The following is an 18252-nucleotide window of genomic DNA, read 5'->3' on the forward strand; positions in this document are numbered from 1 at the left end:
TAAAACTTGTGTATATGAAATTTTCCGTATCGAGTAATGAACTGAACAAAGGACTTTCGGCCGTTATTGGAGCCGTTCCTTCAAAAGCCACTTTGCCCATTCTTGAAACCATTCTTTTTGAGTGCGAAGACGGAAAGCTAAAACTGACAGCCACCGATCTGGAGATCTCGATCATAGAATACATCAATGCGGATATTGAGGAAGAAGGAGCTGTAGCTATTCCTGCACGCAGGTTACTTGAAACCCTTCGTCAGCTGCCAAATATTCCGGTATTCTTTGATGTGGATGACCGAAAGAACATCAATTTCCGTACTGACAAAGGCACCTATAAGCTGGTGGGGGATGATGCCGATGAATTCCCTGAAGTGCCTTCCTTAGATGACGGTACCACGATCAGCACAACCGCTGAGCTGATGCACAATGCCATTCACAAAACACTCTTTGCCGTATCAAGTGATGACCTGAGGCCGGCCATGATGGGTGTATATTTTCAGATCGGAACGGACGAAAGTAAATTTGTGGCAACTGATGGTCATCGTTTGGTAAAATACACCAACCGTGAGATCACAGCCGATAATGACGTAAATTTCATTGTTCCGGATAAAGCCCTGAGCCTCATACAGAAAACCATTGAAGGAGACGATTGTGATCTGACCGTAACTGAAGATCATGCCCGTTTCAAAAGTGGAAATACCATTGTGATCACCCGCCTCATCAACGAGCAGTATCCCAACTACGATTCTGTGATCCCAAGAGACAACGACAAATTCCTGACGATCAGCAAAGATCAGATGCTTTCCACCGTTAAACGTGTGGCTATCTTTTCCAGCACAACTACGCGTCAGATCCGACTGCAACTTGGTTCAGACAAACTAACCATCCGTGCAGAGGACCTTGATATGAGCAGTGAAGCCAAAGAAACCATCGAATGCGAATACTCAAACGACGAGATGGAGATCGGTTTCAATGCAAAATACCTTGGGGATGTACTCAGCAACATTGACGACGATGAGGTTACCTTTGAGTTTTCTTCGCCTAACCGTGCCGGGATCGTAAAGCCTTCTGAGGAAAATGAGAACGAAGATATCCTAATGCTTGTGATGCCGGTGATGCTCAACAGCTATGCCTGATGAGTCAGATCATAACCCTTACAACTGATTTCGGATTACAGGACCATTACGTTAGCGCCATGAAAGCGGTGATGCTTGGAATAGCTCCCGATGTCCGTTTCGTGGATGTTTCTCATGAGATCCCGCCTCAGGATATCATGGCGGGGGCCTGGGTTATAAAGAATTCTGCCTTTTTGTATCCACCGGGAACCGTTCACCTTGTTGTGGTCGATCCGGGAGTGGGTACCAGCCGGCATCCCATCGCCCTTAAGATAGAGGATCAATATTTTGTAGGGCCTGATAATGGCATTTTCTCTCTTCTGTTCAAGGAATACGACTTTAAAGCCTACAAGCTGAGCAATTCAACATTCTGGAAGCAGGGTGTATCCAACACCTTTCACGGTCGTGATATCTTTGCGCCGGTTTCCGCTCACCTCAGTAAAGGCGTTCCCATTCATGAGATCGGTGAACCGATCGACGACCTGGTGACCTACCACTGGGCGGTTCCTATTGCTGACAGAGACGGTTTGCAAGGCTGGGTGGTTCATATCGACCGTTTCGGGAACCTGATCACAAACCTTTCCGGTTACCTGATCGAAGATCACCTGAAAAAGAAAATTGTTAAGATTTATGTCGGAAATACCATGCTCAATAAGATAGTATCGACCTTTGGGGACGTTGAAGAGGGTGAACCGGCCGCCTTTATCGGTTCATCGGGCATGCTGGAGATTGGCATCAACAAAGGAAATGCTGCCCGCATGTTAAGTGTTGACAAAGGTGCTCAGATTTCGATCGTTTTGCAAAAGTAGGAGCCCTCAGGTTTTTAAAAGTCTCTGAAACACATTACGGTTCAAAAGCGTATCCTCTTTAAAAATCACCCATTATGAAGTTAGAATTACGTTCGCCCATAAATGAACGCGCCGGTATTCACGTCCCCGATGAGGTCGCTCAATTAGCCAAGCCCTTTAACGGAACCGTTGTATCCAAAGAAGGGGATGAATACCCGATCAAGAATAACATCATAGACTTGTTAGGTAAAGAGCCTGATTTTACCTCCATTGCTAATTACTCCAATCACTGGAAACTTACAGCCTCGATCTATGAAGACATCTGGCGTAAACGATCACTATCACTGCTCTCGGGAGAAGAATTCCCCATTGAAAAGGAGCACGAACTGCTTATAGAATGGACCGCTCCTAAAGTGGATGGCTGGTATCTTGATCTCGGCTGTTCAACCGCACTATATGGCAGGGCCCTCAAAGCTGCTCAGAAAAAGGCCAACATCGTTGCGTTAGATTTTTCATCGCAAATGCTTGAAGAGGCTCGCCTCAAAGCGGAAGCTGATGAAACCGACATGTACTTCCTCAGAGCCGATGGCCGCCACCTGCCTTTCTTTTCGAACACTTTTGATGGTATCGTTATGGGAGGCACACTCAATGAGCTCACTGAAGAGATCAAAGTGCTGTACGAGGCAAAACGGGTAATAAAAAAGGATGGGGTTTTCTTCATGATGCACCTCATTAAGTCCGATGCCTGGTACGGGCGACTTCTTCAGGAATCAGCCTCCCTTGGTGGTATAAAGTTCTGGACCGTTGATGAAAGCAACAAGCTATTCAATCAGGCCGGTTTTAAAGTGGAAGAACAGCTGGTGAAGGGCATTGTGTGCTTTACGAAGTTGGTTCCGGCTTAGTCTGCATTTCTAAATCTCTTATTCTATAATTTAGAAATTTTAATCTCTTGAGATAACTGTTTCAGTTACTTTATTAGGGTACAAAACATTAGGAGTAATAAAATAAGCTCCGGGTATTTAACAGCACATACAGACGTAACCAAAAGCTCATATCATGGATAAAAAAGCCTCGGGGCAACCGTTTCCACTCACGCTACTACTTGTCACTTACACGGGTTTGATAGCATTTTTTATTCTCATTTACTTCAGTAGTCAGTGGATGGACTTTGAGATTGAAAAATTTACCGCAGACCCTATTACTACTTTCGACTCCCATCCGTTTGTTGGTGTGGTTTCCAATCTCGGGGCACTTATATGGTGTGCAACGGCCTCTGTATTATTCTTCTCATACATTTTGCTGAAGAACAAGTTAAAAGGAAGATCAGCCTCTTTTCTTTTATGGTCCGGTTTACTTACCTCACTGCTATTGTTCGATGACCTGTTCATGTTTCACGATTATCTGGCACTTTGGCATCTGAATATGGAGCAATATCAGGTGTATCTGATATACCTGATTCTGGCTTTAACCTGGTTTATCAAATTTTTTGATGAGATCATATCCAACGACTTATTGATCTTTTTGCTTGCCGGATTCTTTTTAGGCTTATCAGTTGTTGGGGATTTTATTCTTCCTCAGGAAGGCATTGCCTATATGTTTGAAGATGCCTTCAAATTCTTCGGAATCGTAACCTGGGCTATCTACTTTATTCGGGCATCTCTTTACCGTTACAACAAAATGAATCTTGCACCCTCTTAGGTCTCATACCTCAGTCTTTGTTGACCGTTGCCTTTAATAAGCTGTTTAATAGATCTGACTCAGGATCTTTCACATATACCGTATCGGTTCCTCTAATTGAAAACTTGATATCAGGGGTCTCTGTTTGTTCATTTAATACATTTCCGTGTTTGCCAATAAGCATGGCCACCAATGGATTCCTTTTCATTTTGAGGTTTTGATAAAATTGAACCAATACAGACCCATTATTCAGACAATGCAAGCCGGATAACCAGGAGGCTGAACCGTAGATCTCCATCATTCTTGTCGGATTAGATGACATTTGGTGCTTTTCCATTATTGAAAATAGATCCGATTTGATTTGAACCTCGCTTACTTTTTCTCCATCAAAGTCGAAGTAAAAGAGTTTAGGTAGCATGGCATGGCTCGCAACGATCTTATCCTGACAAACTACCGCAAACGAAGACTCAGCTAATGTGAGTGGCTGCATACCATATTCTGCTGGATCGACCGGTAGTTGGAAAAATGCTTTTTCCACTTCCATAGTTAACGGATCAAACAAGTGCAGTAAATAATGGTCATCAGGAGTGGTCATACCACCAATCAACAATACCACTCCATTTGGCAGTATCTTTAAGCCATTTAATCGCGGAATACCCGTGTCTGTTACCGATTGGAATTTTCCCGTAGCGTCAAACTTTGAAATCCTTCCTTTGAATTCTGAAACGAGATATTCCCCTGTTGATAATTTTACGACAGAGGTTGGTTTCTCGAGATCCCCCGGACCCCTTCCATATCTCCCAAAGTGGGTCAACAGTTTTCCCTCTTTATCATAGACCAATACACGGTGAGTTTCCTGATCTACAACCAATATTTCATTTCCAATTCTTTCCTGAAATCTTGGCAAGCCTAAGATCACCTCATTATTTTCTTCTAAGGTGAGTCTATCAGTGACCTCAAAAAATTGCCCGTAAAGATCATTTAGCGACAGCAATAAAATTACTAATACCGTTAAGAACGCTCGGCTCATAGGTTTGAATTCTTAGGGTTTTCAAAGAATCTAACCTGCATCCTTTATAAATCAAAATATGCACCCTGCCTGAAAAGACAGACCTTCTTACATCTGATCCGGTGCCGATATGCCCAGAATGCCCAATCCATTTCTAAGTACCTGAGCAGTAGCTTTTGCCAATTCTGTTCGGGCATGAGCCAGCTCCTCGTCTTCACCTAAAATTCTGCAATCATGATAGAAGGAGGTAAAGGCTGATGCCAGTTCATTAAGGAAGGTGATCACGTGGTGTGGTTCACGCAGCCTTGCTGCATTGCCAACGGTTTCTGGAAACTTCAGCATGGTTTTGATAAGCATGATCTCACTTGGATGCTCTAACAACTTCAGGTTAGCCCTTCCGCTCAGTTCATATTCATCATTCACTTTTCTGAGAATACTTGAGATGCGAGCATGGGCATATTGCAGATAAAACACCGGGTTCTTCTCGCCGGCTTCTTTGGCCTGGGCTATATCAAATTCGAGGTGGGTATTTGGGGAACGCATGAGGAAGAAGAAGCGCGTTACATCGGCACCCACTTCGTCCATCAGATCATCCAAAGTCACAAAGTTAGCCTTCCGTGTACTCATCTTGAACGGTTTGCCATCTTTAACCAGCGTTACAAACTGATAGACAACCACATCAACCTTATCGGGGTCGTAACCGAGGGATTTGATCCCACTCAGAACATCCGGGTAAGTGGCGATGTGATCGGCACCAAACACATCCACACACAGGTCATATCCCCGGTCTAACTTGTTGGCGTGGTATGCTATATCAGGCAGGCGATAGGTCGGCTCACCCGAACTTTTAACCAACACCGTGTCTTTATCCTTGCCAAAAGCGGTGGTCTTAAACCAAACCGCTCCGTCTTCATCGTAAGCCAGATCGAGATCTCTAAGCTTTTGAATGGTCTCTTCGATCTTACCATCTTCATACAAGCTGTGCTCGTTAAAAAAGGAGTCCATTTTGATATTCATGCGCTTCAGAGTTGCACTGATATCTGCAAAGATCTCCTCTTCAGCTTTTTCCTTGAATGGCTTTTCATCGGCTGCACTCAACAAACCATCTCCAAATTCATCAAGTAAAGATTTGGCAATATCCTTGATATATTCTCCTTCGTATCCTCCCTCCGGAAACTTCTCATCTTTACCAAGCAGTTCATAATAACGCGCCCTGACACTCTCACCTAAAACACGCATCTGCCGCCCGGCGTCGTTGAAATAATACTCTCTTTCCACATCCGCGCCGGTCCATTCAAGCAATCGTGCCACAGTATCACCCAATACCGCATTACGGCCGTGGCCAACTGTCAGCGGCCCGGTTGGGTTTGCACTCACAAATTCTACCAACACCTTTTTACCTGTATTTGTATCGGTTTTTCCGAATGATTCTCCCCCTGTTAAGACCTCATTCAACTCGTCAAACAGATAATCATCCGAATACCTGAAATTGATAAACCCCGGTCCGGCAATCTCAACAGCAGATATTTTTTTCTCATCATACTCAAGGCCATCCACAACCTGTTGGGCAATGGCACGAGGGTTATTCCTCAGTGGTTTGGCCAGCATCATGGCAATATTGGATGAGGCATCTCCGTGTTCAGGCTGATTTGGAGCCTCTATTCTGATATCCGGTTTCTCTTGCAGATCAAATTGTTTGAGTGAGTTGCTGATGATCTCAGCGATGTATTCTTTCATGGTAAATAAAGATTTCGAATTTGCTCAAAGATAAGACAAAAACTGACTATGAATCAGCTTCCTTTAAAAACTCTGTGGCATAAAAAAAGGGACCTCATTACTGAAGCCCCTTAAATTCTCTAAAGATCAGGTCAATTCATGTAGCCTTCTACAAGAGCTTTGAATTCTTCAAAGGTGCGGGGATTTCTTTCCACCTTATCACCATTGATGTAGAAAGTAGGGGTAGAGTTTACATTCAGGCGCATCCCTTGCCGTTTATCTGCCATCACAATGCGTTGCATATCGGCTGAATTAAGATCTGCGCGGAATTTTTCCATATCAAGTTCCAGGCTCTTGGCATAGCCAATAAACATGGATTCGGCATTACCTCTTGACCACTGCTCCTGTCCGGCAAAGATCATATCGTGCATTTCCTGATATTTGCCCTGAGCTCTTGCGGCTTCAGCTGCTCTTGATGCTAGTTGAGCATATTCATGCATGTTCAGTGGAAAATGCTTTGTGATGAGTGATATCTCTTCACCGAATTCCGCCTTCAGTTGCTCTTCAATAGGTACGTAATACTTACAAGCCGGGCATTGGTAATCGCTGTATTTTACGATCTCAACTTTAGCTTGCGAACTCTCACTGCTTTGAGCCATCAGCGGACCGCTGAATATCATTGCAAAAACGGTGAGTAAAAATAATCCTCTTTTCATGATCCTTATCCTTTCTTTCTGTAGAAATTTACTTTATCAAAATGTCGTTCTAAGATAACACTCATTTTTTCAATTATCTGTGGAATTCTTTGACTTCATCAGATGAACCAATAGACAAACGCCTTTCACACCGATTATCTTGTGTGCAGTTTTTATTTAAGTCAATTCAGCAATTCCTGCAATTCTTTTACAGAGTTGATTATCTTTTACTCAAGATACCGTTTCTTACATTTTTTAAAATTAATGTCACATCTATTAAATAGCTGCCATAAGGCCCATATGAGGAACATCGGATCATAATTACAGTACATCTTTTTCGTTAGCTATGCCTTAAACCTTCTCTCAAATTTTAGTACATTCAGGAAACGCAATTCTATGATGAGCAAAACACCCACATTTTTTCTGTTTATTGCATTTTTATTACCGGCTATTACCTTTGCACAAAATCGTCAGACCGGTGCGGATAATACATTACTGCCTGAGATAAATCCTCAGGATATTGAGATCCGAAGTGAATTCAAGGCCCGTTTTCCAGGCCTTAGGAGACAACCCATTTTAGGTTTCAATCCAAAACCACGTGTGTTTCAGATCGATCCTAACCGGATCCCGTTCATTGAAACCCGAGAGGAAGCGGTTGCCGATATTTCTGTGACCCAGCTTGGCAGACCTGAACCGCCAACCCGAAATATTCTGCAAGACCCTGACCGTATGAACGGATACATCCGAGCCGCTCTGGGTAGCTTTGTATCTCCTGATGTTAATGCTTACGGCTACTACGCCCTTGATGAAAGCAGTGCTGTCACCGGAAATATGAACATGCGCGGATCTACCGGTCACCTTGACGGGCCTGAAAGTTCTTTCCGTTACTTGGATGCCAATATTGGCTATATCAACAAATTGCAAAATGGCATGCGCCTTTCCCTCGATTTAGGGGCACTCAGTGACTTTAATGACTTATACGATCTCAATGACCCCAATATTCAAGGTCAGATCGGTGAAACAGCCTCTAAAGATTATTCCGGTTTTAACGGACAGCTTCGCCTTCAAAAAATCAAAAATACCCTTAACGGCTGGGACCTGACCGTTGGAGGAAATGTGTTCAGCACTACGCTTGATGCCGGTTCTTCTACACTTGGTGGTGAAACGGACGAAACAGCCGGACACCTATCCTTTTCTTATTACTGGCCGGGTCAAAAGATGTACGAAACATTCAAAGTTTCCGGTAATCTGGAGTCCGCCACCTATTCTTCTGATGCATTCGATTCAGAGAACTGGGTGAATGCTGAAGCGGCCGTTACTTATGAGAGGTTGTTCGACTTTTCAACCCGCATTAAGGCAAAAGGTGGTGTAAGTTATATTACCGATGCCGTTGACAGCAAAGTCATGTTGAGTCCTGAGATAGAGATTATTCACTATTTAAATGAGCGCCTTTCTGTTACCGGAACAGCCTTTGGCCGCCCTGAACTGAACACTCTACAGGAACACCATCAGTACAATCGTTTTCTTTCAGCCGATAACCTGTTAAGATACTCATATGATGTTGGAGCCGGGGCCGAAGCTAACTTACAGCTTTTTGGTGGCAACCGGGTATTTGGCGGCGCTTCTTATACCCATACCCAAAACTATGCATATTATCAGCGATCTATTCTGGCTCCAAATGATACGCCCGGATTTTATTCTGTGATGTATGGAGACGCGAACATTTTTGAGATCTATGCCGGTGCAAATCAACAACTGGTACCTGAAAAGTTCTGGGCTAATGCGAAAGTTTATGCCCGCAGCCCTAAGCTATCTGCCGGTGGTGATATTCCATACGAGGAAAAACTTGGCCTGGAGGGCTCTATATCCTTCAAACCGGTAAAAGAACTGACATTGAATGCGTGGGCTGAATATCTTGGAAAGCGCCGGTCACCTGAAACCGGTACTGAATTAAAAGCATTTGCATTACTTAATGCAGGTGCCGAATATCAGGTCAACGATAAAATTGGCGTTTTTGCCAAAATGTTGAACGTCTCAGGACAAGAATATGAGGTTTGGAGTGGCTATCAGGAACGTCCTTTTCAGATCTTTGGAGGTATAACCATAAAACTATAATCTCTTATGACGGATAAATTTTTAGAAGCACTGGGTGTGGTAATACGGGATCAGATCATAATGAAAAATTCGGTGGAAGTGGATGAACTTGGTACTTTCAAACCGGTTCATTACAACCAAAAACAGGAAAAACGTGCGGATGGCACCAATGTCATGCTGCCCCCAAAAGACACCATCGAATTTACATCTGCTAAAAAGGGATAAGCTATGCATATAGATCACTCAAAGCTTGTTGAGCTGCTTGTTGAAACTTCCGGTATCGAAAAGGAAAATATTGAAAATCAGCTGGCTGACTTAGTAAAAGAAATTAACGAGGCCATTGAAGAAGGGGAAGCCTATGAAATTGAAGGCTTTGGGGTCTTTAGTGCGATCGGTGAAAATGTAGTATTTATTCCAGCTGATGAACTTGCCACGGAGATAAATTACAAATACGTGGGCATGGAAGCCTTAGAACTGGATGAAGCTTCCGGTGCAGAAGACGAACCTGATGCTGAAGATAACGATGACCCCTTCGCCGGATTACTGGATGATGAACCTGAGATGGCCAAGACTCCGGAACCGAACATGGATACTGCTGATGATACCGGTGAAGAAGATGGATCGGAGGAAGAAGATTCACCTTTTGATCTGGATGATGAAACTGACGAGGGGGATGAAGAAGAGGAAAAACCCGGTCCTGATAAGTGGGGTATCGATACCTATAAAGATGAAGGGGCCGAAACCATGTTCTCCGGACTTTTAGGAGATTCCCCCGATGAAGAAACAGAGCAGGAAGAAGAACATTTTAAAGCCGTATTCGATCAGGAAGATGATGAGGACGAAGACCTTATTCGAATTTCTGAAATTGAGCGTGAACTTGCCGGTGAATCTGATGATGATTCCGATGACGAACAGGATCCTTTTGCCGCTCTCGCAGATGTCGGTTCAGATCCCGAAGAAGAGGAAACATCGGATGACCTTGATGATGTCCTAAGTTCTGCTGAAGAAAAAGAGGATGATGAGGAAACAGATGACCTGGAAAAAGCTCTTTCTTCTTCTATTGATGAAACCGTAAATGAAGATGACGACTCAGAGCCGGTTCCTGTTATCAAGAATTTAGCCTCAGCTAAAGACGATAAAAAAGGAAAAGACGAAGAAAAAAGTTCAGACAAAAAGAAAGAAACAAAACGAAAGCCCTTCAAACGGCCTCAAAAAGCCAAAGACACCGGAGGGCAGTCAGCCATCCTGTTGATCATTATCATCATATTAGTTTTAGGCGGTGGGATCTACGGATTGGGTTACTTTGGGGTGGTTAACATTCCGGGTATTACTCCAACTCCGGTTCCGACAACCACACAAACAACACCACCGGCTCCAACCCCTGATGTAACTGACTCTGAACAACAGACCCAGGATACCCCTGAACCTGTAACAGAGTCAACAGAGGCAGAACCGACTTCAAGTGATCAAAATGAGGCTGCTACAGGCACTTCTGATCAGGAAGGTGAATCTGCCAACAATGAAATGGAACAAGCGACTGAAACTCAGGTAACAGAAACAACACAAGAGGCTCAGGATACAGATTCCGGTGAACCTGCTTCCTATGGGCTTACCGGTTCTTTAAATGAGGCAGCTAACAACGGATATACCATTGTTGTTTACTCGTTAACCAACGAGGATAACGCCCGGGCTAAAGTTTCAGAATTAACCGATCAGGGATATCGCGTGATCTTAGCAGAAGTTCCGCATCAACAATATGGAACGCTTTGGAGAGTTAGCCTGGGACAGTTTGAAACCATGCGTGATGCCGCAGTGGCTGCTCAGGAACTCGGGAATCCCTTTAAAGACAATTATTTCGTAACTCAAATTCAGTAAATCAAAAGATCATCTACATGCACTCTTTATTGATATTTTTGCAGGATACTACTGCAGTTGACTCCCTGATGGCTATGCAGGAAGAAACCACTACATTCTTCGATCTTCTTGTTGAAGGCGGCGTATTAATGATCCCTATTACCATATTATTTATGATCGGTATGTACGTGATCGTTGAGCGCTGGAGAGCCCTAAACCGCTCACACGTTGACCCGGATAAATTTTTGGGTACCATTGAGAACATGCTCAAATCCGGAAAAGGCGGAGCCAAAAATGCCATGGATTACTGTGATGAGTTCAATAAACCCATCTCTCGAATCATTAAAGCCGGTATTCGTCGCTTAGGGCGCCCCATCAGAGATATTGAGGACGCCATTGACAACGCAGGTAAAAAGGAGATCTTCTTTCTTGAAAAGCGCATGAACTGGCTGGCAACAATTGCCGGTGTGGCTCCATTGCTTGGTTTTACAGGAACGGTAACCGGTATGATCGAAGCCTTTATGGATATACAATCGTTGCAGGGTAATGTTAATCCAAGTGTGCTTGCCGGTGGTATATGGGAAGCTCTTATTACTACCGCGGCCGGACTAATTGTTGGTTTGATCGCTTATGGATTCTATAACTTCCTGCTGGGTAAGATCAACCGCTCCATTTTTGAACTGGAAAATGCCTCAGCCGACTTCCTTGACCTGCTTCAATCACCTGCAAAAAAAGAAAATAACTGATCATGGCACGCGATTTCAGAAGAGGAGATAAACGCTTACCGCCCCTGTCATTGTTTTCACAATCGTCATTGACGGATATCGTGCTTCTGTTACTTATTTTCTTCCTGCTGACTTCATCTTTTGTGACCAATTTCGGAATACGGGTTGAAGTACCTAAAGCCGAAAGCAGTGCCGCAACTGAGCAACAGTTTATTTCAGTGGCTGTCACCAAAAATGGTGAGTTCTATGTGGATGGCGACCTGACCGCACGCGGTTCATTGGCTTCAGCTATCAGAAACGCACGAAATAATAAGCCTCAGGGAACCGTTGTACTAAGGGCCGACAAAGATGCCAAAGTTGACGATGCCGTAAGAGTGATGAATATCAGCAAGGCATTGAATCTCAAAATTATCATGGCTACCGAACAAGGATCCTGACCACTATGGGCCGCTATAAATTCACAGAAGATGACCGTTTTGCACTTAAGGTTACCCTTGGTGTAAATACCATTCTTTTGATCATATCTCTCATCTACACTTTTGATATGAATTCAAACGTGCGGCCTTCCTACATAGAAGTGGAATTTGGGGAATTCAGAACCGGACAACTTGCCGAATACTCAGAGACTCAAAATGAAGAAGTGGCTCAGCGACCTAATCCCTCTGAAGTTGAACCTGAAGAACCCGTTGAAGAAGTCGTGGAACCTGAAGTTACTCCACAAACGACCACAGAAGAGGAAACCAAACCTGTAGATCTTCCCGATGAGGTTGAGGAAGTAGAGGCAGAGGAAGTCACCACCCCCAACACAGAAAAGATCGATCCAAACCAGCAGGAATCGCAACCTCAGGAAGAGGAAGTAGAAATTCCACCGGTGGCACAAGAAAATGAAACCGTTACAGAAGGCGCCGACGAGAGTGGCGATGTGGACGGTGCAACAGGAGACATGCAGTCGGATCAGGGTATTGGAAATGATGAGGAAAAATCATCTCCCTACGAATTAAGCTGGGAAGGTGAAATTGACCGATCTCCAATGGTTCAACCCCTGCCTGAAAACTCCACCAATTCCGAGGCTGTTATTACCGTACGTTTTGAAGTTCGGCCCGATGGAACGGTGGGACGTATTATTCCACTTCGAAAAATGAACCCCGAATTAGAGCGTGAGGTAATGAGTACGCTGAGAACCTGGAGGTTTTCAAGACTACCCGGTGCTGTTCCTCAGGAAGTTCAGTGGGGTACATTAACCTTTCGCTTCGTCGTTCAATAAAGCCCTAAGATTTTATGAAGCTTTCTATTTTGATCCTTTCCTCAATGATCTTGTTATTAACCATAGGCTGCAGTACGGATCAGTCGGTAAGTGATGATAATTTTCAAAGTGTTGTGCCTGAACAGGTTGATATCGTTAGTCAGGAAGCTAATTCTGTAACCTTTGGATTATTTACCTCATGCGGTTCTGCCTGCTGGGGAGAGTTTCAACAGATCGTATCCAGTAATGGGAACACCTACGAGATCAATACCATGGCAGAAGTTACCGCAGAATTATGCACTCAACAGTGTGTGCCATACGATTGGGAGTATACTATTGAGGTTCCGGAACCGGGTGATTATACCTTTCAATTTACTCACCGGGATAGCGTTTATCACTCCTTAAACGTCAGTTTTCCCTGATGGTTTTAAAGCCTAAAGGCAGTTTAGGGCTCGCTTTTATCTGAATCGGTTTCAGAATCCTCTGACCCGTGTTTCACTTCTTTATTTCCCATATCTAATCCTGAGCGAACATGCAGATCGCGTTGAGGGAAAGGGATCTCAATGTCATACTCTGCAAATTTGCGGACGATCGCCTGATTCAATGTATTCTGAACCTGATACCTCTTTTTAACATCCGGGATCCATACCAGTAGTTTCATATCCCAGGCTGAATCCCCAAAACTTCTCAGATGCACATCATGCTCCGGATGCTTAAGAACATCGTCGCTTTCCTCAGCCACTTCATTTAATGCTTTTAAAACCAAGTCAAGAACTGAAGAGTAAGACACTCCAACATCAATACTTAACCTGTATGAGGTATCCCCATGAGAAAAGTTGATGACATCCTTCGATACAAACTCTGAATTTGGAACAATAATGGAAATATTATCCAGGGTCTTCACTTTGGTCGACCTGATATTGATCTCCTGAATGTCTCCCTCAATATTATTGACTGAAACCCGGTCTCCCACACTGATCGGACGTTCAAATAAAACGATCAGACCTGAAATGAAATTGGAGGTAATATTCTGCAAACCAAAACCAATACCTACAGAGAGGAAACCAAAGATCACCGCGAGTCCGGTCATATTGATCCCTAAGAACTGAAAGGAAATAAAGACCCCAATCACCACCACCACATATTGAGACATACGAGATAGGGTATAACGCAACCCACTATCCTTTACAAACTTGGGAAGGATTCGGTTATTGAGCATCCTCTTAACAAAAGATGCGAGGAATGAGAACCCAATGATCAGTAAAACAAATATAAGCAGCTTCAGGAACGTGACAGGCGTATTTTGAATGGTAAATAACTGCACCTGAAGCAGGTCCCATATATAAATAAAGGTGTCACCGACCGTGTAATCAGACGGGTCCGGAATATTCAGGGCCGAATCTGCTGAAATAATATTTTTGGCACTGTCGGTTGTCAGTGAATCGACTTGAGGTGTTGATGTAGGTAGTTGAAAATTATTCATGTACCAAAGATAATAGATTTGTAAGGATTATCGAACAGGGTTCTATAAACTAAAAGAGGCCAACCAATGGCTGACCTCTCAATATCTTTCAGCTCGATAATTTATTAACTGAATTAGCTCACGAACCCTGAACGGTTCCGACGCGGAGCGTACGGAACCAGGTCGGTTTTCGTTTTATCATTCAGATTTGAGCGATTTTTTATTCGTTATACTAAGCCCGATACTTGTAGACCTGATTGTCTAATATTCAGTTTACAGCTGTTATGAAATAGAGTTACTACACAAATGTTTTAAGCCGGTTTCACACACTCGGTGGGAAACCAACTCAACTCTATACTAAAACTACTTCAGGCTTTCCTTAGGTGCCTGCCAGATCTCATCGTTGTAATCATTGATGGTACGATCACTGGAGAATTTACCGATGTTAGCCGTGTTAATGATCGCCTTACGGTTCCATTCATCCTGATCCTTGAACGCTTCAGAAACTTCATCCTGTTTTTGGACATACGCCTCATAATCTGCCATCACCATAAAGTAATCGCCTTCATGGAGCAGGGCATTAATGATCGGTTCAAACAGGGCTTTATCTCCGTTACTGAAGAAACCATCACGGATCTGATCCACGGCTTGCTTCAGTTCAGGATTAGCGTTGTAGTAATCCCACGGATTATATCCTTCCCGGCGAACCTGTTCGATCTCTTCTTCTTCCAGACCAAAGATGAAGATATTATCGTCACCCACTTCTTCTTTGATCTCCACATTGGCTCCATCCAGTGTTCCGATCGTAAGGGCTCCGTTGAGCGCAAACTTCATGTTACCGGTTCCGGATGCTTCCATACCGGCTGTTGAGATCTGCTCCGACAGGTTTGCTGCAGGGATCAGCTTCTCAGCCAGGGTCACACTATAGTTCTGAAGAAATACACACTTCAGTTTCTTATTCACGTCCGGATCATTATTTACCACTTCTGCAATACTGTTGATCAGCTTAATATGCAGTTTGGCCATGGTGTAACCCGGTGCGGCTTTACCCGCAAATATGACCGTTCTTGGGGAAATATCGAGGTCCGGATTTTCCTTGAGCCTGTTGTAAAGAGTGATCACATGAAGAGCCGCCATCAGCTGACGTTTGTATTCATGGATACGCTTGATCTGAATATCGAACATGGAATTTGGATCCACATCCAAGTTGTTTTCAGCTTTGATGTAATCCGCTAAACGCTTTTTATTCTCCAGTTTGATCTCTGCAAATTGCTTGCGGAATTTCTTGTCCTCAGCATAGTCGTTGATCTGCTTCAATTCATCAAGGTCTGTCACCCAATCTTCCCCGATCTTCTCAGAGATCAACCCTGAAAGCGCCGGGTTACACTGCTTCAACCACCGGCGAGGAGTGATCCCATTGGTCTTATTGGTGAATTTATCCGGATACATTTCTGCAAAGTCCTTGAACATAGACTGCTTCAGCAGGCGGGAATGCATAGCGGCCACCCCATTTACTTTTCGGGCACCCACTATACCAAGGTGGGCCATGTGAACCACAGGATGTTCACCTTCACTCACTATACTCATTCGGCTCTGTAGATTTTTATCCTCTCCCAGCTTGATCTTCACATCATCCAGAAAACGCCGGTTGATCTCATAAATAATATTCAAATGACGAGGCAGCAGGTTCCGAACCAGAGATACCGGCCATTTTTCAAGGGCTTCCGGCAACAAGGTGTGATTGGTGTAAGCCATGGAGCGAACCGTAATGTCCCAGGCTTTCTCCCATTCCATATGCTCTTCATCCAGCAAATGTCGCATCAACTCAGGGATTGCCAGGTTTGGATGCGTATCGTTACACTGAATGGATACCTTGTCAGGAAATTTGGTGAAATCGTTATACTGTTTTTTGAACCGGCGGATGATATCCTGCATGGAGGCTGATACCAGGAAATACTCCTGCTTCAATCGCAACTCCTGTCCCACAAACACTTTATCATTGGGATATAACACCCGTGAGATATTTTGCTCCAGCTGATTATCGCGAACCGCATCAATGTACTGACCCTGATTAAAACTCTTAAGGTCTATGGCTGAGGATGATTCTGCTTTCCAGAGGCGCAGATAATTGACAATGCCGTTATCATAACCCGGAATAGGGGTGTCATAGGCAACCGCTTTAACACGGTGTGTATTCTCCCAGGAGTAATAGGTGTTGCCATTGCTGGATTTCTGTACACCCTGATTTCCATAAAACTCTACAGGATATTGCACTTTGGGGCGAACCGTATCCCATGGGTTCCCATATTTCAGCCAAAGATCCGGCCGTTCTACCTGATATCCATCCTGAATTTTTTGATAGAAAATTCCATAGTCATAACGAATACCATGACCAATAGCCGGAATACCCAATGTTGCCATTGAGTCAAGGAAACAGGCCGCAAGACGACCTAAACCGCCATTACCGAGCCCGGCATCCCATTCCTGATCGCGAATATCTTCATAGGACAGGTCGAGCTCATCCAAAGCTTCGGCTACCAGGTCACGAACATTCAGGTTGACCAGCATGTTATCCAAAAGACGGCCGATCAGATATTCCATGGATAGGTAATAAACCCGCTTGGCATCGGTCTTATAATAATGCTGCTGGGTTTTAAGGAGCCGGTCATTCAGCCGGTCCATGATGGTCAGGGTTACGCTTTTGTAGCGATCCCAGTTGGTGGTTGAATATTCATCCTTTGCCAGGGTGTGGCGCAAGTGCAGCTTGATATCCTCACGAAGGGAGTCTTTGTCCATTCCTGAGCGAATATTAACACCGGTTGCTTTCTTTTTACTCATAATTCTGTTTTCTAAAATCTAAAATTTCTTCTCTGATCTATACTAATAAGTGATAATGTAAGGGGTGATGGGTCAGACTTTGGCTTTAGTTGCTGCCTTTATTTCATAAAACCTTACAATAACTCCGGCTGTCAAGCCGCAAAAGTTATGTGATCACCCTTCACTGTATCATCCTTCTTTTAAATAAATGCCTTGGTCCGGCTTGAATTTTGGTCTGGTTATATTGGCCGGAAAACCGAGCTTATGAAACGATTCATACGCATTAATTGCAACAAAATCCTGCTCAAAAATGCCAAAAACACTGGAACCGCTTCCACTCATACTGGCGTATTCAGCCCCGAATTCGTAGAACTGATCTTTGATATTCCCGACCAGATGTAAGCGTGGAAATACCACCTTTTCAAGTTCATTCATCAGCAGGTAGCGCCACTCTTCCGGCTCTTCCTCCAGCAGTACATTCTTGAGTGAAAACTCCGGCTCCGGATTCGGCTCACAAAATTCATACGCCTTTTCGGTACTGCTCTCAATATTAGGATATACCGTAACGATAAAGGCATCGGGTTGAATATCCAGTGGCTCTATTTCATCGCCCTTACCTGTGGCAAACCCGGCTTCACCATTTATAAAAAAGGGAACATCCGCCCCGAGTTGTTTACCCAACTTGATGAGGTCATCTTGTGAAAGACCCAGATTGGCGATCTTATTCATCATCCGAAGGGTGGTAGCGGCATTACTGCTTCCGCCACCAAGGCCCGCACCGGTCGGGATATTCTTTTCAACCTTAATGTTATACTCATCCTTAAGACCTGCTTCCCTTTGAAGTAGTTTTATCGCTTTCACGATCAGATTTGTATCGTCCACAGGAATTTTCGGGTCACTCATTTCGAGGTGCATACGGCCGGGTTTCACCTCAAAACGGTCGTTCCACTCAATAAAGCAAAACCCCGTTTCTATAGCATGATATCCATCTTCAAGTCTCTCAAGGATATTAAGACCCAGGTTGATCTTCCCGTAAGAATTAGAGATCCAGAGTTCAGCCATT

17 protein-coding genes are annotated in these 18252 nt (G+C 44.0%); 11 read left to right on the plus strand and 6 right to left on the minus strand.

Annotation, left to right across the window (positions count from 1 at the left end):
- Positions 1-14: 14 nt before the first annotated feature.
- From dnaN to C3B73_RS07340, 4 genes are all read left to right on the plus strand, one after another.
- Positions 15-1130, plus strand: coding sequence for a DNA polymerase III subunit beta (gene dnaN, locus C3B73_RS07325; RefSeq protein WP_103664947.1), 1116 nt, complete (start codon positions 15-17; stop codon positions 1128-1130).
- Entirely contained in the window at positions 1130-1918 is a 789-nt protein-coding gene (locus C3B73_RS07330; RefSeq protein ID WP_103664948.1) for an SAM hydrolase/SAM-dependent halogenase family protein, read from the plus strand. Before dnaN ends, C3B73_RS07330 begins: the two co-directional genes overlap by 1 nt.
- Before the next feature lie 74 nt (positions 1919-1992).
- A complete protein-coding gene (locus C3B73_RS07335; protein ID WP_103664949.1) occupies positions 1993-2799 on the plus strand; it encodes a class I SAM-dependent methyltransferase in 807 nt (268 codons plus the stop codon).
- A gap of 154 nt (positions 2800-2953) precedes the next feature.
- Positions 2954-3595, plus strand: a complete 642-nt coding sequence (locus tag C3B73_RS07340; protein ID WP_103664950.1) for a hypothetical protein — start codon at positions 2954-2956, stop codon at positions 3593-3595.
- 10 nt (positions 3596-3605) lie between these two features.
- Here the strand turns inward: C3B73_RS07340 and C3B73_RS07345 are convergent, their stop codons facing one another.
- From C3B73_RS07345 to C3B73_RS07355, 3 genes are all read right to left on the minus strand, one after another.
- Positions 3606-4604, minus strand: coding sequence for a 6-bladed beta-propeller (locus tag C3B73_RS07345; RefSeq protein ID WP_103664951.1), 999 nt, complete (start codon positions 4602-4604; stop codon positions 3606-3608).
- 87 nt (positions 4605-4691) lie between these two features.
- On the minus strand, positions 4692-6320 hold the full coding sequence (gene argS, locus C3B73_RS07350; RefSeq protein ID WP_103664952.1) for an arginine--tRNA ligase: 1629 nt from the start codon (positions 6318-6320) through the stop codon (positions 4692-4694).
- Positions 6321-6451: 131 nt separating this feature from the next.
- Positions 6452-7015, minus strand: coding sequence for a DsbA family protein (locus tag C3B73_RS07355; RefSeq protein ID WP_103664953.1), 564 nt, complete (start codon positions 7013-7015; stop codon positions 6452-6454).
- Positions 7016-7390: 375 nt separating this feature from the next.
- Between C3B73_RS07355 and C3B73_RS07360 the strand changes: the two genes are divergently transcribed.
- Genes C3B73_RS07360 through C3B73_RS07390 form a run of 7 tightly spaced genes read left to right on the plus strand, consistent with a single transcriptional unit; the run spans position 7391 to position 13332 of the window.
- The gene (locus tag C3B73_RS07360; protein ID WP_103664954.1) at positions 7391-9109 is read left to right on the plus strand and encodes a TonB-dependent receptor; all 1719 of its coding nucleotides are present in this window, start codon (positions 7391-7393) and stop codon (positions 9107-9109) included.
- Between the two features lie 6 nt (positions 9110-9115).
- Positions 9116-9313, plus strand: coding sequence for an HU family DNA-binding protein (locus C3B73_RS07365; protein WP_103664955.1), 198 nt, complete (start codon positions 9116-9118; stop codon positions 9311-9313).
- Between the two features lie 3 nt (positions 9314-9316).
- Entirely contained in the window at positions 9317-10963 is a 1647-nt protein-coding gene (locus C3B73_RS07370; RefSeq protein WP_103664956.1) for an SPOR domain-containing protein, read from the plus strand.
- A gap of 17 nt (positions 10964-10980) precedes the next feature.
- Positions 10981-11688 (plus strand): MotA/TolQ/ExbB proton channel family protein, encoded by a 708-nt coding sequence (locus C3B73_RS07375; RefSeq protein WP_103664957.1) that lies wholly within the window; start codon positions 10981-10983, stop codon positions 11686-11688.
- A gap of 2 nt (positions 11689-11690) precedes the next feature.
- A complete protein-coding gene (locus C3B73_RS07380) occupies positions 11691-12104 on the plus strand; it encodes an ExbD/TolR family protein (RefSeq protein WP_103664958.1) in 414 nt (137 codons plus the stop codon).
- A gap of 5 nt (positions 12105-12109) precedes the next feature.
- A complete protein-coding gene (locus tag C3B73_RS07385; RefSeq protein WP_103664959.1) occupies positions 12110-12931 on the plus strand; it encodes an energy transducer TonB family protein in 822 nt (273 codons plus the stop codon).
- 14 nt (positions 12932-12945) lie between these two features.
- Positions 12946-13332, plus strand: a complete 387-nt coding sequence (locus C3B73_RS07390; protein ID WP_103664960.1) for a hypothetical protein — start codon at positions 12946-12948, stop codon at positions 13330-13332.
- 23 nt (positions 13333-13355) lie between these two features.
- On the opposite strand, the gene C3B73_RS07395 is transcribed toward C3B73_RS07390, so the two are convergent.
- From C3B73_RS07395 to ispE, 3 genes are all read right to left on the minus strand, one after another.
- Complete coding sequence (locus tag C3B73_RS07395; RefSeq protein WP_103664961.1) at positions 13356-14393, minus strand: mechanosensitive ion channel family protein; 1038 nt, start codon at positions 14391-14393, stop codon at positions 13356-13358.
- Between the two features lie 342 nt (positions 14394-14735).
- Positions 14736-17210 carry a glycogen/starch/alpha-glucan phosphorylase gene (locus C3B73_RS07400; RefSeq protein WP_103664962.1) on the minus strand — a complete coding sequence of 825 codons (2475 nt, stop codon included), beginning with the start codon at positions 17208-17210 and terminating at the stop codon, positions 14736-14738.
- Positions 17211-17378: 168 nt separating this feature from the next.
- Positions 17379-18251, minus strand: coding sequence for a 4-(cytidine 5'-diphospho)-2-C-methyl-D-erythritol kinase (ispE, locus tag C3B73_RS07405; protein ID WP_103664963.1), 873 nt, complete (start codon positions 18249-18251; stop codon positions 17379-17381).
- Position 18252: the final 1 nt, after the last annotated feature.

Source organism: Gracilimonas amylolytica (assembly GCF_002911695.1).
Lineage (GTDB): Bacteria > Bacteroidota > Rhodothermia > Balneolales > Balneolaceae > Gracilimonas > Gracilimonas amylolytica.

Coding starts and splice junctions, on each gene's coding strand:
- C3B73_RS07400 (WP_103664962.1), bottom strand. CDS start 17,210: ATGAGTAAAAAGAAAGCAACCGGTGTTAATATTCGCTCAGGAATGGAC.
- C3B73_RS07360 (WP_103664954.1), top strand. CDS start 7,391: ATGATGAGCAAAACACCCACATTTTTTCTGTTTATTGCATTTTTATTA.
- C3B73_RS07335 (WP_103664949.1), top strand. CDS start 1,993: ATGAAGTTAGAATTACGTTCGCCCATAAATGAACGCGCCGGTATTCAC.
- C3B73_RS07375 (WP_103664957.1), top strand. CDS start 10,981: ATGCACTCTTTATTGATATTTTTGCAGGATACTACTGCAGTTGACTCC.
- C3B73_RS07355 (WP_103664953.1), bottom strand. CDS start 7,015: ATGAAAAGAGGATTATTTTTACTCACCGTTTTTGCAATGATATTCAGC.
- C3B73_RS07370 (WP_103664956.1), top strand. CDS start 9,317: ATGCATATAGATCACTCAAAGCTTGTTGAGCTGCTTGTTGAAACTTCC.
- C3B73_RS07330 (WP_103664948.1), top strand. CDS start 1,130: ATGAGTCAGATCATAACCCTTACAACTGATTTCGGATTACAGGACCAT.
- dnaN (WP_103664947.1), top strand. CDS start 15: ATGAAATTTTCCGTATCGAGTAATGAACTGAACAAAGGACTTTCGGCC.
- C3B73_RS07340 (WP_103664950.1), top strand. CDS start 2,954: ATGGATAAAAAAGCCTCGGGGCAACCGTTTCCACTCACGCTACTACTT.
- C3B73_RS07390 (WP_103664960.1), top strand. CDS start 12,946: ATGAAGCTTTCTATTTTGATCCTTTCCTCAATGATCTTGTTATTAACC.
- C3B73_RS07345 (WP_103664951.1), bottom strand. CDS start 4,604: ATGAGCCGAGCGTTCTTAACGGTATTAGTAATTTTATTGCTGTCGCTA.
- C3B73_RS07395 (WP_103664961.1), bottom strand. CDS start 14,393: ATGAATAATTTTCAACTACCTACATCAACACCTCAAGTCGATTCACTG.
- C3B73_RS07380 (WP_103664958.1), top strand. CDS start 11,691: ATGGCACGCGATTTCAGAAGAGGAGATAAACGCTTACCGCCCCTGTCA.
- C3B73_RS07385 (WP_103664959.1), top strand. CDS start 12,110: ATGGGCCGCTATAAATTCACAGAAGATGACCGTTTTGCACTTAAGGTT.
- C3B73_RS07365 (WP_103664955.1), top strand. CDS start 9,116: ATGACGGATAAATTTTTAGAAGCACTGGGTGTGGTAATACGGGATCAG.
- ispE (WP_103664963.1), bottom strand. CDS start 18,251: ATGGCTGAACTCTGGATCTCTAATTCTTACGGGAAGATCAACCTGGGT.
- argS (WP_103664952.1), bottom strand. CDS start 6,320: ATGAAAGAATACATCGCTGAGATCATCAGCAACTCACTCAAACAATTT.